A 13,020-nucleotide genomic window follows, 5' to 3' on the forward strand; every position below is an offset into this window, starting at 1 on the left:
GCCGGGTTCGGCGTGGGCCCGGGAGGCTGCGCTCCGACGTCCGGCGGGCGTGGAGACCGGCGCGTGCATGCGCTGCGTGCCGTCCGGTCGCACCGGCGATCGGACTGGGCGGTGATCCATCGACGTGCCTGCGCCGTAAGCGGAGCAGGCCATTCGAAGGAGCGCCCGCGATGCACACCGTGAACCGGATTCTGCTGTTGCTGGTGGCCGCGGCGTGGCTGGCCGGATGCGCCACCGGCTTTCCACGCGCGACCGCGCCGTATGCAGCGGCCGACGGGCTGGATGGCGCGGCGGTGCTGGCGCGCGGCGTGGCTGCACATGGCGGCGACCTGCGCACGCGCGCGGGCGATCTGAACTACGCGAGCGATGGGCGCTGGGAAACCCTGATCCAGCGCATCCAGCCGGTGGTCACCGATGCCGGCTACCGGGTGACGGCGGAGACCCGCTATTCGCCATCGACCGGCGTGCACGCGATCCGCTACCAGGGGCCGAAGGGCGTGAAGCAGGTGGTGCGCACGCCCGGCGCGATCGAGGTGGTCTACGACGGCGTGCGCGCGACCGACACCGAGATACTGCAAGCCGCGGCGATGACCACCGATGCGTTCGAGCTGTTCCATTTCGGGCCGTCGTTCCTCGCCGCGCGCGCGACCGCGGTGACGCGTATGGCGGATGCCGACGACGCCGGCATCCGCTATCAGCGCGTGCGCGTGGAGATCGCCCCGGGCTTCGGCGAGGCCGCGAACGATACGGTGATCGCCTGGTTCGATGCACGAACGCAGCTGCTGCACCGCGTGCATCTGACCTTGAACGGCTTTCCGACCACCCAGGGCGCACATGTGGACACCACGATGACCGGCTACCGCGCACTCGACGGCGTGATGCTGCCGACGCGCTTCCACGAGCGCGTGCGCGGGCCGCTGCGCATCGATGCGCATACCTGGTGGGTGACCGGGCTCGATGCCGACCGCGGCTGGCAGGCCGGCGACGTGGCCGGCGGTGCGTTCATCGGCGCGGCGGCGCGAGGCACTGAGGCGCTTCCCTGAGTGCCGGCGCGATGCGAAGCGCGGCGATACCGGTCTCGCGCTGGCCGCATCAGCGACCGCGCCGGTGTGCAGGGACCGGCGCGGTCACGCGCCGTGCGGCTTACCCGGGCAAGGGTGCATCCGCGTGGACGAGCTTCGCCTCGCGCAGATCGCGCCAGAACGCGGCCGGCACGGTTTCCTCGAGCGCGGCGCGGTCTTCAGCGATGCGGCTCGGCCGGCTCGCACCCGGAATCACCGCGGCCACGGCCGGATTGGACAGCGGGAACTGCAGGCCGGCGGCCTTCATGCTGATGCCGTGGCGATCGGCGATGGCCTTGATGCGGGCGACCTTGTCGAGGATCGCCTGCGTCGCTGGCGCGTATTCGAAGTTCGGCCCGCCGACCAGCGCGCCCGAGCTGTAGGGCCCGCCGACGACGATGCCCACGCCCTGCTCGGCGGCCTTGGGCATCAGCCGCTGCAGCGCGCGGTCGTGATCGAGCAGCGTGTAGCGACCGGCGAGCAGGCAGCCGTCGGGCCGCGGTTCGTCGAGATCGAGCAGCAGCTCGATGGCTTCGACGCGATTCACGCCCAGGCCCCAGCCCTTGATCGTGCCTTCGTCACGCAGACGGTCGAGCGCGCGGAACGCACCGGTGCGCGCACTCTCGAATTTTTCGAGCCAGGCGTCGCCGTAGAAATCCTGGGCGACGTCGTGCACCCAGGCGATGTCGATGCGGTCGGTGCGCAGGCGCTCGAGGCTGTCTTCGATCGAGCGGAGCGTGGCGTCGTAGCTGTAGTCGTTGACCACGCGGTTGTCGCGGCCGTGCGCGAACAGCCCGCCCTTCTCGCCCTGGTCGCGGGCGCTGACGTCTTCTTTTTCATCGAGGATCAGCCGGCCGACCTTGGTGCTGATGACGTAGTCGGCGCGCGGGCGTTCGGCCAGCGCCTCGCCGAGGCGCAGTTCGGCCAGGCCGGCGCCGTACAGCGGCGCGGTGTCGAAGTAGCGGATGCCGTCGTCCCACGCGGCGTCGACCGTGGCGCGGGCCTCGGCGTCGGGAATGTCGCGGAACATGTTGCCCAGCGGCGCGGTGCCGAAGCCGAGCGTGCCGGGCAGGATGTCGGTGAGTGCCATGGAATCTCCTTGGGGGGACGCGTCGCGGCCGTGCCGCATCGACCGCACACGATGCCGCGTTTCACCTTCAGGGAACGTGGTGGCGACGTTTCGGAATTCCCTGACAGCGCAAGGGTGGATGGCCGCCCGGGTGCCATGGCGAGACCGGCCATCGCCCGCCTCCCGATGTCATCGATCCGCCGGCGCGCGCGCAGCGGAGGCGTGTGCACTGCGGGAACAACGCAGACGGCGCCTGGCGTTCGCGTGTCCGCCGGTCGTGATCATCCAGCGTGGCGACGATGGCGCACCGCGGCGCGGGATCGGCCTCAGCGGTACGGCCCCGGCCCCCGCCAGACCACTTCGCCGCGACGGTAGACGCGGTGGAAACCGATGACCTCGCGCGAATCGCGGACGTTGGCCATCTCCGGATCTTCCGGGGCGAGCATCCGGCAATCGCTGGATTCACGGCGCAGGGCGGTTTCCAGCGGGCAGACCATGTAGTCGCGGGTGCCCGGCAGCGGGATGAAGAGTTCGGTGACGCCTTCGTCGCGCCACTGGCGCAGCCGCGATTCGCTGGTGGTGTCGTAGATCACCTGGTAGCCGCCGACCTCGAGGCTGGGCTGGTTGGACGTCGAGTCCCGGCCGCGGCCCTGGCCGATGCGCGCGGTGCGTTCGCGGCCGGCGTTCACCGGCGCGGTGGCCTCGGGCAGCATGCCGGGCGGCTGACCCCAGACCCGCGCGCGACGCTGCGCATCCGGCGGGCTGGCGGCAGCACGCGACTGCACCGGCTGCGGCGGCGTGGGCACGGCGGGCGGCGCCGGCTGCGGCGGGGCCTGTTCGGCCACGGTTTCCGCAGGCGGGGTCTCGTCGGGCGGCAGCGGCTCGGCCGGTTCCTCGACGCGCGTGGTCACGACGCGCGACGGCGCGGGTGCGGCCGGCGCAGGCGGCGTGGTCGGCGGCGGGCTGGGCACCGGTGCGGTGACCGGCTGCGGCGGGGTCACGCCGACGAACTCCACGACCATGGGGCTGCCGGCCGACGACCCCTGCGGCGGCGTGAACACCATCGGCTGGGCCGTGAGCAGCAGCCAGGCGAACAGCACGTGCAACAACGCACTCACACACCCGGCGATCCAGCGCTGCAGGCGTTCGATACGGGGTTCGGCGCGGGCACCCGCGCGATGCGACGCCGTGCTCATGCCGCCGACGATGCGTCGGAGGTGCGGACCTTCATGCGGGATCTGGCGGTGCGACGTGGGGATCGGCATCGTAACGCGAGCGCGCACGGATGCACCGCCGGATCCGGATCGCGTTCACGCCGTCGTGCAGGTGCGGGAGTGGTGACGGTACGGACGACGCGGTGACCTGCTCGCGGATCGGGCGGCCATCCGGGTGCGGGCCAGGCGCCGGTTCGACGTGCAGGTCCGCGCGCGTCAGCCGGGTGGCATCCGCGCGCACCCGGGTCGACGCGGAAACGACCCGGGCCGGCATGCGCGATGCCGGCCCGGGCGCAGCGCCCGCGTCAGTCCTTCAGATCGTCCGGCACCTTGCCGCCGTTCTCGGCCAGCTTGCGCATCACCGCCTTGTGCAGGGCGATGTTCTGCTCGGCGCTGCCGTGGGCGCCGGCGTTGACGCCGAGCTCGGCGGCGAGTTCCTTGCGCGCGTCGAGGCTGGAATCGAGATCGAGCAGCTTCAGCAGGTCGACGATCGAACGGCGCCAGTCGCTCGCGCCGCCCTGCTCCGCGGCCAGGCCGGTCAGCACCGCCTCGACGTCGACCGGTTCGGCAGGCGCTGCCGGTGCGGGCGTCGCGGCCGGCGCCGGAGTGCGCGCCGGCGGCGAGACCTTGGGATCGTGCTCGCTGCCGGTGAAGATCACCGCAGCGGGTTTCGCGGCTGCGGCCGGCGTGGATGCAGGCGCCGTCTTGCGGCCGAAGATGCGATCGGAAATCTTGGAGAACAGGCCCATGCGGGTCACTCCGGTGAAGGGAGCGGCGAGTGTGTGGCGGCGTTCGCAAAGGCCGCATGAAAGAACCGTGCGCGTGCGCGACGGTAGGCTGTAGCCGCGCGGCCGTGTGCTCTGGGGACCGTCCGCGCTTTCCTTCAGCCACAGGATGTGTCGATGGCCCTTGTTCAATGCAAAGAATGCAACCGTGAAATCAGCGACCGCGCCGCGACATGCGCGCAATGCGGGTATCCGCGTCGACCGCCGCCTTGGACCCATCTCGTCTTCAAGATCGTGATCGGGCTGGCCGCCACGCTCTTCCTCGGCATGGTCGTGCTGTGGATGGTCCTGGCGTGGGTGACACGCAAGCCGATCGATATCGACATGCCCGATCCCGCACCGTCGGCGACGTCGCAGTTGCAGGATGCGCCGCTGCGCATCGGCTGACTCCGCGTTACACCTGCGCCACTACGAACAGCCGCGGAAACGGCAGCAGCACGGTGCCGTCGGCCTGCGCCGGCAGCGCCTGTGCGATGCCGGCGCGGTAGGCGTCGAGGAATTCGCGCCGCGCGCCGTCGTCCAGCGGCGCGAGATAGGGGCCGAGGGCCGCGCCCTCGAACCACTCGACCACCGCGCCGTGGTCCGGCAAGGGATGGAAATAGGTTGTGCGCCAGAGGTCGACGCGACGGCACAGCGGCGTGAGCAGCGCGTGGTACCACGCGGCTGGATGCCGTGGCGGGTGCGCGATCTCGCCGAGCGTGGGCGCCCAGCGCGCGGAGGCGGCCAAGGCCCGGGCCACGCGGTGTGGCGGGGTATCGAGGTTGTCCGGTGTCTGCACGGCCAGGCAGCCGCCCTCGGCCAGCTGGGCCAGCAACTGCGGATACAGCCGCGCGTGGTCCGGCAGCCACTGCAGCGAGGCGTTGGCGAGGATCACATCGACCGGCGCATCGGCGCGCCAGTCGGTGATGTCGGCGACCTCGAAGGCGATCTCCGGCAGACGCGCGCGCGCGGCCCGGATCATGTCCGCACTGCTGTCGAGGCCGAGGATCGCCGCGCCGCGATACCGCGCGGCCAGTACCGCGGTGGAGTTGCCGGGGCCGCAGCCCAGGTCCACCGCGCGATGGACGCGGGTGTCGGGAATCGCGGCGACGAGATCGCGCGCGGGTCGTGTGCGTTGGTCCTCGAAGCGGCTGTACTGCCGGGCCGACCAGGGCATGCGCGCGTTCCGTTGCGGGAGCGCGCCATCGTACTGCGCGTCCCGTCGGCGCGGCCTGACCCGCGACGTCGTGCGGCCGGCGCGGGCCGTGACACGACGCTCCCGACGCGCGCGATGCACGGCGGCGCGCCGACCGGGCACCATGACGCATGAGTGCACCGACGACGCGCCGAGGCGCCCCCCCATGACTGCCGCGAGCGCCGCGCCGAATGGCCGCACCCGCACCTTGTTGCTGATGGCGCTGTCGCTGGTACTGGCGATGTCGCCGTGGTTTTCGGCCAGCGCGGTGCTCGGTCCGCTGCGCGCGGCCTGGGGCTTCGGTGACGCCTTCGGTGCGTGGCTGACGATCGCGGTGCAGCTGGGCTTCGTGGCCGGCGCGCTGGGGTCGGCGGCGCTGGGCCTGGCCGACCGGCTGCCGGCGCGGCGGCTGATCGTGGTCGCGGCTCTGGGCGCGGCGGTGGCCAATGCACTCGTGCTCGCCGCGCAATCGCCGGCGCAGCTCCTGCTGGCGCGCATGGCCACCGGCGCCTGCCTGGCGCTGGTGTATCCGCCGGCGATGAAGCTCGTGGCGACGTGGTTCGTCCAGGGCCGCGGGCTGGCCCTGGGCGTGCTGATCGGTGCGATTTCGGTGGGCTCGGCACTGCCGCACCTGGTCAGCGCGCTGGGCGGGGCGCGCTGGCAGGGCGTGATCGTGTGGACCTCGGCGGCGACGGTGGCCGGCGCGCTGGTGATCGCGCTGGGCGTGCGCGACGGGCCGTATCCGTTCCCGCGCGCGCCGTTCCGGCTGCGCGATGTCGCCGCGATCGTGCGCAACCGCGGCGTGGTGCTGGCGTCGCTGGGTTACTTCGGCCACATGTGGGAGCTGTACGCGATGTGGGCCTGGTTCGCGACGTTCGCGATGACCGCGGCGGCCGTCGACGGCGATGCCACACGCGCGGCGTGGCTGGCGTTCGCGGCGATCGCGGCCGGGCTGGTGGGCTGCGTGCTGGCGGGCGGTCTGGCCGACCGCTTCGGCCGCGCGCGCACGGCGATGGTGGCGTTGCTGATCTCGGGCGCGTGCTGCGTGGCCGCGGGCTGGGCGCACTTGGCGCCGCTGTGGCTGCTGCTGACGCTGGGCCTGGTCTGGGGCGCCAGCGTGATCGCCGATTCGGCGCAGTTCTCGGCGCTGGTCACCGAACACGGCGATCCGCACACCGTGGGCACGGCGCTGACGCTGCAGATGGGCCTGGGCTTTTTGCTGACGGTGGCGACGATCTGGATCGTGCCGCTGCTGGCCGGCGCGCTGGGCAGCTGGCGCTGGGTGTTCCTGGTGCTGCTGCCCGGGCCGGTGCTGGGGATCGCGGCGATGTGGGCGCTGCAGCGCCGGCCGATGCCGGCAGGCGCATCGGGATCACGCTGAGGCCGCGTGCCGCACGAACGCATTGAGCCGCCGCCGCGGCCGCGGCGCTACCAGCGCAGCAGCCGCGGCAGTGCCAGGCGCCCGACCAGGCCGCAGGCCAGCACCGGCAGGAAATGCCAGAGCGCCCAATGCTCGAAGCCGGTGATCGGGCAGGAAAGGCCGTAGATGGCACTGCCGAGCGCGCCCGATGCCAGGCCGGTGTAGAGCCCGGCGCGGGCGGGCGAGGCCGGGGCGCCGCGCCGCAACCAGCCCACGAGCACGGCCGCGGTGAGCAGGCTGCTGACCGAACCCCACAACGCGCACTCCCAATGCCCCTGCTCGCTGTGGACGGCGCCGTCGCCGAATCCCGGAACCGCCAGCACGACGAGACCCGCGACCGGCAACAGCGAGGCCGCCGCCACCAGCCAGAACGCGGCCGGACGCGCGGTGCGCGACGGCGACGCCATCGCGACGACCGCAAGCGCGCAGGCCAGTCCGAGCGCCGCCAGCACCAGTTCTGCCAGCAGCACCCAGCGCCCGTCCGGCGACAGGACGATGCCGGGCTTCAGGCCGAAACCCAGATGCACCAGCGCCGCCGTGCCCAGCACCGCCAGCGCCAGCAGGCCCCAGCCCGCGTGCGGACGCTGCGGGCGCACCGGGCGCAGGTCCGCCGACAGGCGTGCGATCAGGGCATCGTCTTGGTCCATCACGTCGTCCTCGGGCGGGTCGCGGCGTCAGCGGTGCCGGCGCGGCCGCGCGCGCGGCGGGCCAGGACGGCATCGAACGAGAACAGGCCGCTGCCGCGCGAGATCAGCACCAGGGCCAGACCGGCCCAGACGAGGTGGACGGGCCAGGCGTCAGGATAGACGAACGCCTGGATCACGGCGGACATCCCGAGCAGGCCCGTCGCCGCGAGACGCGAGCCCAGGCCGATCACGAGCAGCAGTGGCAGGCCGAACTCGGCCCAGGTCGCCAGCTGCGCGGCGAGCTCCGGCGGCAACAGCGGCACGCCGGCGTATTCGTGCTCGAACAGGTAGCGGGTGCCGTCGCTGATCTGCAGCCAGGTGCCCTCGACGACCTTGCTGCGCCCGGCGCGCCAGAACACGCTGGCCAGGGCCAGGCGGGCGACGAGCAGCGCCAGACCCTCGCCGACCGGGCCCGAGAGGTGGTGGACGATGCCGCCGGGATGGGGATGCATTCGGGTCATGGCGGCGCGCCGTCAGCGGTCGATCGGCGTCAGCGACCCCGGGCCGGCGGGCGTGCGGGTCGAGGTGCAGGTGCCCTTGGCCACGAGCTTCCAGGCATTGCCCTGGTAGTCGCGCGTGGACGAGCCGGCGCAGCTGGTGCCGGGGCCGGCCGCGCAATCGTTCTGGCCGGCCTTGGCGATGCCGTAGCACTTCTCGCGTGCGCCGGCGTCCTGGGCGATGGCGGTCGGGGCCTGGGCGAGCAGGCCGGCGGCGAGGGCGAGGCCGGAGAGGCGGGCGAGGGTACGGGTGTCCATGGGGTCGACTCCTGGGTGTGGTGGGTGGCTGCCCCGCGGATGTGCGGTGGCCTGACCGGATTCGGACGAAGCGCCGCCACGGTTACAGCCGAAAAAAATTCTCCGGCGCTGTAACCGGGGCGCACGCCGCTGCGAACTCCTCTGCAGCGATCGACCTGCGGGTCGGCGCCACGCGGTTCCGTCCCTTCCCATCGACCCATGAGGCCTGACATGCACATCACCCACCGCTCGATCGCCACCCTCGCCGCGTCCGCTGCCGCGCTGGCGCTGTCCGCCGCCGCCTTCGCCGCGCCTGCACCGGCCGGCAGTTCCGGCCGCGCCATCGACAGCAACGACACCGTCCACTGCTACGGCGTCCACCAGTGCAAGGGCAATTCCGACTGCGCCACCACCGAGCACAGCTGCAAGGGCATGAACGCCTGCGCGGGCCACGGCTTCGTGGCGTTGAAGGCCGGCGAGTGCCTGGCCAAGAACGGCACGATCGGCGACCTGCGCTGACCTGCCCACCGGCGACCCGCGTGCCCGTCGCGGCACGCGGGTGCCCATTGCTCCGGAGTCCGCACATGCCGCCCATCCCACCTGCCCGCACGTTCGGCCTGGGCATGCGCCGCGAGCATTACCCGCGCTTTCTCGCCGGGGACGCCCGCGTGGATTTCGTCGAGGTGATCTCGGAGAACTTCATGGTCGACGGCGGCCGCGCGATGGCGACGCTGGAACGCGTCCGCCAGCACTGGCCCGTCGCGCTGCACGGCGTCTCGCTGTCAGTCGGCTCCGCGCACGGCCTCGACGATGCCTACCTCACGCGGCTGCGCCGGCTGGCCGACCGGATCGAACCACTGTGGCTGTCCGACCACCTGTGCTGGACCCGGACCCAGGCGCACAACAGCCACGACCTGCTACCGCTGCCCTACACCCGCCGCACACTGGACCTGGTCTGCGCGAACATCGACCGCGCCCAGACCCGGCTGGAGCGCACGATGCTGTTCGAGAACCCGTCGAGCTATTGCCGGTTCCCCGACGACACGATGACCGAATGGGCGTTCATCGCCGAGATGGCGCGCCGCACGGGCTGCGGACTGCTGCTGGACGTCAACAACGTCTACGTCAGCGCCTGCAACCACGGCTGGGATGCGGCTGCCTACATGGACGGCCTGCCGCTGGCGCAGGTGCGGCAGGTCCACCTGGCCGGCCACACCCCCGGCGAACTGCACATCGACACCCACGACCGCGCGGTCTGCGACGCGGTCTGGGCCCTCTACCGCTCCGTGATCGCCCGATGTCCCGGTGCGGTGGCGACGATGCTCGAGCGCGACGGCGACATCCCGCCGCTCGAGGACCTGGAACACGAACTCGACCGCGCGCGCGCGCTCGCACTGGACGCCCCGCAGCAGCAGGCCGCCGCATGAACCTGGCCGCACTGCAGTCGACCTTCATGGGCTCCCTGTGCGACGAGGCCACGACGCTGCCGCCCGACTGGGGCCCCGACATGGCGCGCGGGCTGGCGGTCTACCGCAACAACACGCGCAGCGCCCAGCTCGAGGCGATGCGCAGCACGTTCGCGCGCACGCGGCGCTGCGTCGGCGACGGGCCGTTCACCGCGGCGGCCGCGCATTTCCTGATCCAGCATCCACCCGGCAGCTGGACTCTGGACGCGGTCGGCGAGGGCTTCGCGGATCTGCTGGCCACGCTGTTCGTGCACGAACCGGACGTCGCCGACATCGCCGCGCTGGACTGGGCGATGCATGGCGTCTTCTCTGCGGGCGACGCGCACCTGCTGGATGCCGCGGCTTTCCAGCGCGCGGCGGCCGGTTTCGACGGCGACGACTGGGCCGGCCTGCGCCTGCGGCTGGTGCCCGCACTCGCGGTCGTCGACATCCGCACCGACTGCCTCGCCGCCTGGCGTGCGCTTGCTAGCGACGGGACGCCGCCCGAGGCCGCCGTGCTCGCGCAGCCGGGGCAGGTCGTCGTCTGGCGCGAGGACGACGAGCCGGTCTGCCGCCGCGCGACACCGGGCGAAGGCGATGCGCTCCGCCAGATCGCGGACGGCGTGTCCTACGGCGCGCTGTGTACCGGACTCGTGGCGGCGCACGGCGAGGACGACGCCGTCCGCATTGCGGGCGGGATGCTGTCGGGCTGGCTGCACGCGGGCCTGCTGGCCGCACTGCTGCCGCCCGTGCGCGGCGACCGCGATGCCGGGTGACGGCACCCGCGCGGCACCGGTCGCCCGCCTGCAGCCGGTCGGGCCGGCAGTCGGCGCGTCCACGCCGCAGCGATGCGCCACACTCTCCGCGTGCGCAGGCGGGAGGCCGGCCATGGTGACGACGCGGGCGGACGGCGGGGCCGACGCCGACAGCTGGGAGACGCTGCTCGTGGCCGCGCAGGCCGGCGACGCGCGCGCCTACGCACGCCTGCTGTCCCAGCTCGGTCCGTGGCTGCGCAGCTATTACCGCCATCGCCTGCCGGCCTCGATGGTCGACGACGCGGCCCAGGACGCACTGATCGCAGTGCACGAAAAGCGCCACACCTACCGGGCCGGCGAACCCGTGCGGCCCTGGATCGCGGCGATCGCGCGCTACAAGTGGATCGACCGCCTGCGCGGCCTGCGCCGCCAGGACGAACCGCTCGACCCCGAGCTCGTCTCCACCGATCCGCGCGACGGGATCGACGGCGCGCTGCTGCTCGATGCGCTGCTGGCGACGCTCAAGCCGGCACAGGCGATCGCCATCCGGCTGGTCAAGCTGCAGGGCTACAGCGTCGTCGAAGCGAGCCGCATGACCGGCCAGTCCGAGTCCCTGGTGAAGGTCAACATCCACCGCGGCGTGGCGGCGCTGGCGCGTGCGGTGGAGGACGGCCGCGACGCGGCGATCGGACGCGCACTCGATGCATGAGCGCGCGACGACGGATCAGGCGTAGAACACGCTCCGCGCACCATCCTCGACGATCGCGTGCGGCACGAAGCGGGCACTGTCGCGGGTGATCGGCGAATCGTCTTCGCGGATGCCGATGCCGCAGGCCGCGTCGCCGACGATCCAGCTGCCGATCAACGGATAGTGGCCGTCGAAGTCCGGCAGCGGATGCAGGGCCTGGCGGATGCACGGGCCGGCGTAGGGGCCGGCGCTTTCAATCCAGCGGCCGTCGTCCATATGCATCGCGACGTTGGCGCCTTCGCGCGAATGCAGCGGTTTGCGCACCCAGCCCGCGGGCAATGCGCTGCCGTCGTCGAACTCGGCAGCCAGCAGGTTGGGATGGCCGCGGTGGCGCTCCCACAGCAGCGGCAGCACGCCCTTGTTGCTGAGCAGCGCTTTCCACGGCGGCTCGAGCAGGCGCAGGCCGGAGCCGGGCAGCGCGCGGCCGAAGTCGTCCTCGAACAGGTCTTCGAGCGGATACAGCTTGAACAGCGCGCCGATGACGATGTCGTCCGGATCGGTGAAACGGCCGTCGTCCGACAGGCCGATGTCCTCGAGCGCGACCGCCGCGCCGTGCAGGTGCGCCTGCGCCGCGCAGTCGCGCAGGTAGTCGACCGTGCCCTGGTCTTCCTCGGAGCTGCGCATCGCCGCGAACACCAGCGGCGGCGGCAGCTGCGCCGACAGCACGGCGAAGCGCTCGACCAGCTGCTCGTGGATGGAGTTGAACTGGTCGGCCGTCGCCGGCAGGCGGCCGGATTCGCGCTGGTCCTCGAGCCACTGCCACTGGAAGAACGCGGCTTCGAACAGCGAGGTCGGCGTGTCGTAATTGAGTTCGTAGAGCTTGGCCGGGCCGGTGCCGTCGTAGGCGAAATCCAGGCGGCCGTAGAGATGGCCGTCACGGCGGCGCCAGCTCTCGGCGATCCAGTCGCGAAACGGTTCGGGAATCGCCAGGCGTCGCATCAACGCGTCGCTGCCGGCGACCTCGTCGACCAGCGCCAGCGCCATCTGGTGCAGCTCGACGCTGGGATCTTCGAGGTCGCGTTCGATCTGCGGCAGGGTGAACGCGTAGTACGCGCGTTCGTCCCAGTAGCGTGCGCCGTCGATGGTGTGGAAGCGGAAGCCGCTGTCGGCGGCGCGCGCGCGCCAGTCGCCGCGCTCGACGATCGGAACGCGTCGCATCAGCCGCCGGCGCTGCTGCGGTTGCGGCCCGAGGCGCCGAAACCGCCGCGGTTCACCGTCGTCGCGCGGTCCGGCGTCGCCGCAACCGGCGTCAGGCCGGCGCGGCCTGCGGCCGGTGCGCCGGTCGAACGCAGCCAGCCGTTGCTGTTGTCGCGGAACGCCGGCGCGGCCTGCGCCTGCGGCGCCATGCCCGGGCGGTTGCGGCCCATCATCTGCGACAGGAAGAATCCGGTCATCAACGGGCCGATGAAGGAATGCCCGGTGGAGGTGCGCTGCTCGGCGCACTGTTCGGCCGGGTAGTCACGCTCGCATTCGGCGCGGCTCGCGTACTGCGGCGCGGCGTCGGCGGCCTGTTGCTGCGCGTGGTCCGAGGCGGCGCGGCAGGTGGCGGCGTCTCCGGTGGCGTCGGCGCAGCGTTCGACCGAGGTGTAGAGGCCTTCCTGGACCACGTCCGGCTGGCCGGTCGGCGGGCCCGGCTCGCAGGCGGTGAACAGCAGCGGCGCGGCGCCCATCAGCAGCAGGGCAGTGGTCTTGGAACGCTTCATGCGCGAAATTCCAGTCGAGTCCAGCCCGACATGATGCCCGGCGAACGAAGTGCGGGCAAAGCACCGGACAAAGACGTGGATGCATCGGGCACGGGCTGCGGCGACATCACCACGGGCGCCCGTGATGCGCAACAAAAAGGCGGCCCATGACGGGCCGCCTTCCGGAACACACGCGGTCGGACGAGGACACCACGTGGCCCGTACCACGGAGCGCCGCGTTGCAGCG

Annotated in this window: 16 protein-coding genes; 7 read left to right on the forward strand and 9 right to left on the reverse strand. The window is 72.3% G+C overall.

The window, feature by feature from the left end; genetic code table 11:
* The first annotated feature begins 170 nt into the window (after positions 1–170).
* A complete protein-coding gene (locus tag ACF3M1_RS16455; RefSeq protein WP_394002478.1) occupies positions 171–1,043 on the forward strand; it encodes a hypothetical protein in 873 nt (290 codons plus the stop codon).
* 100 nt (positions 1,044–1,143) lie between these two features.
* Here ACF3M1_RS16455 and ACF3M1_RS16460 read toward each other — a convergent pair whose 3' ends face one another.
* From ACF3M1_RS16460 to ACF3M1_RS16470, 3 genes are all read right to left on the reverse strand, one after another.
* Complete coding sequence (locus tag ACF3M1_RS16460; protein WP_394002480.1) at positions 1,144–2,151, reverse strand: aldo/keto reductase; 1,008 nt, start codon at positions 2,149–2,151, stop codon at positions 1,144–1,146.
* Between the two features lie 305 nt (positions 2,152–2,456).
* Positions 2,457–3,326, reverse strand: coding sequence for a type II toxin-antitoxin system RelE/ParE family toxin (locus ACF3M1_RS16465; RefSeq protein WP_394002482.1), 870 nt, complete (start codon positions 3,324–3,326; stop codon positions 2,457–2,459).
* Between the two features lie 323 nt (positions 3,327–3,649).
* Complete coding sequence (locus ACF3M1_RS16470; protein WP_394002484.1) at positions 3,650–4,093, reverse strand: DUF3597 domain-containing protein; 444 nt, start codon at positions 4,091–4,093, stop codon at positions 3,650–3,652.
* A gap of 147 nt (positions 4,094–4,240) precedes the next feature.
* Here ACF3M1_RS16470 and ACF3M1_RS16475 point away from each other — a divergent pair, with 147 nt between their 5' ends.
* Positions 4,241–4,516: a hypothetical protein gene (locus ACF3M1_RS16475; protein WP_394002486.1), complete on the forward strand. Its 276-nt coding sequence runs from the start codon at positions 4,241–4,243 to the stop codon at positions 4,514–4,516.
* Between the two features lie 7 nt (positions 4,517–4,523).
* Here the strand turns inward: ACF3M1_RS16475 and tam are convergent, their stop codons facing one another.
* Positions 4,524–5,285 (reverse strand): trans-aconitate 2-methyltransferase, encoded by a 762-nt coding sequence (gene tam / locus ACF3M1_RS16480; protein WP_394002488.1) that lies wholly within the window; start codon positions 5,283–5,285, stop codon positions 4,524–4,526.
* Between the two features lie 184 nt (positions 5,286–5,469).
* On the opposite strand from tam, the gene ACF3M1_RS16485 reads away from it, so the two are divergent.
* Positions 5,470–6,684: a nitrate/nitrite transporter gene (locus ACF3M1_RS16485; RefSeq protein WP_394002490.1), complete on the forward strand. Its 1,215-nt coding sequence runs from the start codon at positions 5,470–5,472 to the stop codon at positions 6,682–6,684.
* Between the two features lie 47 nt (positions 6,685–6,731).
* On the opposite strand, the gene ACF3M1_RS16490 is transcribed toward ACF3M1_RS16485, so the two are convergent.
* Genes ACF3M1_RS16490 through ACF3M1_RS16500 form a run of 3 tightly spaced genes read right to left on the reverse strand, consistent with a single transcriptional unit; the run spans position 6,732 to position 8,164 of the window.
* Positions 6,732–7,370 (reverse strand): DUF1109 domain-containing protein, encoded by a 639-nt coding sequence (locus ACF3M1_RS16490; protein ID WP_394002492.1) that lies wholly within the window; start codon positions 7,368–7,370, stop codon positions 6,732–6,734.
* Positions 7,370–7,870, reverse strand: coding sequence for a DoxX family protein (locus ACF3M1_RS16495; RefSeq protein ID WP_394002494.1), 501 nt, complete (start codon positions 7,868–7,870; stop codon positions 7,370–7,372). Before ACF3M1_RS16495 ends, ACF3M1_RS16490 begins: the two co-directional genes overlap by 1 nt.
* Before the next feature lie 12 nt (positions 7,871–7,882).
* Positions 7,883–8,164, reverse strand: a complete 282-nt coding sequence (locus tag ACF3M1_RS16500; protein ID WP_394002495.1) for a DUF2282 domain-containing protein — start codon at positions 8,162–8,164, stop codon at positions 7,883–7,885.
* 210 nt (positions 8,165–8,374) lie between these two features.
* Here ACF3M1_RS16500 and ACF3M1_RS16505 point away from each other — a divergent pair, with 210 nt between their 5' ends.
* The 4 genes from ACF3M1_RS16505 to ACF3M1_RS16520 all read left to right on the forward strand — a co-directional run bounded on the left by ACF3M1_RS16505 (position 8,375) and on the right by ACF3M1_RS16520 (position 11,052).
* Positions 8,375–8,662, forward strand: a complete 288-nt coding sequence (locus ACF3M1_RS16505) for a hypothetical protein (protein ID WP_394002497.1) — start codon at positions 8,375–8,377, stop codon at positions 8,660–8,662.
* A 65-nt stretch (positions 8,663–8,727) separates the two neighbouring features.
* Positions 8,728–9,570, forward strand: coding sequence for a DUF692 family multinuclear iron-containing protein (locus tag ACF3M1_RS16510; RefSeq protein WP_394002499.1), 843 nt, complete (start codon positions 8,728–8,730; stop codon positions 9,568–9,570).
* On the forward strand, positions 9,567–10,364 hold the full coding sequence (locus tag ACF3M1_RS16515) for a putative DNA-binding domain-containing protein (RefSeq protein WP_394002501.1): 798 nt from the start codon (positions 9,567–9,569) through the stop codon (positions 10,362–10,364). The genes ACF3M1_RS16510 and ACF3M1_RS16515 overlap by 4 nt, the downstream gene beginning before the upstream one ends.
* 112 nt (positions 10,365–10,476) lie before the next feature.
* Positions 10,477–11,052 (forward strand): sigma factor, encoded by a 576-nt coding sequence (locus ACF3M1_RS16520; protein ID WP_394002503.1) that lies wholly within the window; start codon positions 10,477–10,479, stop codon positions 11,050–11,052.
* Between the two features lie 15 nt (positions 11,053–11,067).
* On the opposite strand, the gene ACF3M1_RS16525 is transcribed toward ACF3M1_RS16520, so the two are convergent.
* Complete coding sequence (locus tag ACF3M1_RS16525) at positions 11,068–12,249, reverse strand: glutathionylspermidine synthase family protein (RefSeq protein WP_394002505.1); 1,182 nt, start codon at positions 12,247–12,249, stop codon at positions 11,068–11,070.
* Positions 12,249–12,794, reverse strand: a complete 546-nt coding sequence (locus ACF3M1_RS16530; RefSeq protein WP_394002507.1) for a DUF1190 domain-containing protein — start codon at positions 12,792–12,794, stop codon at positions 12,249–12,251. Before ACF3M1_RS16530 ends, ACF3M1_RS16525 begins: the two co-directional genes overlap by 1 nt.
* Positions 12,795–13,020: the final 226 nt, after the last annotated feature.

The sequence above is a fragment of the Luteimonas sp. WGS1318 genome (assembly GCF_043187535.1).
Lineage (GTDB): Bacteria > Pseudomonadota > Gammaproteobacteria > Xanthomonadales > Xanthomonadaceae > Luteimonas.

What these genes read in the sequence shown, in the direction of transcription:
- tam (WP_394002488.1), bottom strand. Translation starts at nt 5,285, where the DNA reads ATGCCCTGGTCGGCCCGGCAGTACAGCCGCTTCGAGGACCAACGCACA.
- ACF3M1_RS16505 (WP_394002497.1), top strand. Translation starts at nt 8,375, where the DNA reads ATGCACATCACCCACCGCTCGATCGCCACCCTCGCCGCGTCCGCTGCC.
- ACF3M1_RS16495 (WP_394002494.1), bottom strand. Translation starts at nt 7,870, where the DNA reads ATGACCCGAATGCATCCCCATCCCGGCGGCATCGTCCACCACCTCTCG.
- ACF3M1_RS16515 (WP_394002501.1), top strand. Translation starts at nt 9,567, where the DNA reads ATGAACCTGGCCGCACTGCAGTCGACCTTCATGGGCTCCCTGTGCGAC.
- ACF3M1_RS16470 (WP_394002484.1), bottom strand. Translation starts at nt 4,093, where the DNA reads ATGGGCCTGTTCTCCAAGATTTCCGATCGCATCTTCGGCCGCAAGACG.
- ACF3M1_RS16460 (WP_394002480.1), bottom strand. Translation starts at nt 2,151, where the DNA reads ATGGCACTCACCGACATCCTGCCCGGCACGCTCGGCTTCGGCACCGCG.
- ACF3M1_RS16485 (WP_394002490.1), top strand. Translation starts at nt 5,470, where the DNA reads ATGACTGCCGCGAGCGCCGCGCCGAATGGCCGCACCCGCACCTTGTTG.
- ACF3M1_RS16465 (WP_394002482.1), bottom strand. Translation starts at nt 3,326, where the DNA reads ATGAGCACGGCGTCGCATCGCGCGGGTGCCCGCGCCGAACCCCGTATC.
- ACF3M1_RS16500 (WP_394002495.1), bottom strand. Translation starts at nt 8,164, where the DNA reads ATGGACACCCGTACCCTCGCCCGCCTCTCCGGCCTCGCCCTCGCCGCC.
- ACF3M1_RS16510 (WP_394002499.1), top strand. Translation starts at nt 8,728, where the DNA reads ATGCCGCCCATCCCACCTGCCCGCACGTTCGGCCTGGGCATGCGCCGC.
- ACF3M1_RS16530 (WP_394002507.1), bottom strand. Translation starts at nt 12,794, where the DNA reads ATGAAGCGTTCCAAGACCACTGCCCTGCTGCTGATGGGCGCCGCGCCG.
- ACF3M1_RS16525 (WP_394002505.1), bottom strand. Translation starts at nt 12,249, where the DNA reads ATGCGACGCGTTCCGATCGTCGAGCGCGGCGACTGGCGCGCGCGCGCC.
- ACF3M1_RS16455 (WP_394002478.1), top strand. Translation starts at nt 171, where the DNA reads ATGCACACCGTGAACCGGATTCTGCTGTTGCTGGTGGCCGCGGCGTGG.
- ACF3M1_RS16520 (WP_394002503.1), top strand. Translation starts at nt 10,477, where the DNA reads ATGGTGACGACGCGGGCGGACGGCGGGGCCGACGCCGACAGCTGGGAG.
- ACF3M1_RS16490 (WP_394002492.1), bottom strand. Translation starts at nt 7,370, where the DNA reads ATGGACCAAGACGATGCCCTGATCGCACGCCTGTCGGCGGACCTGCGC.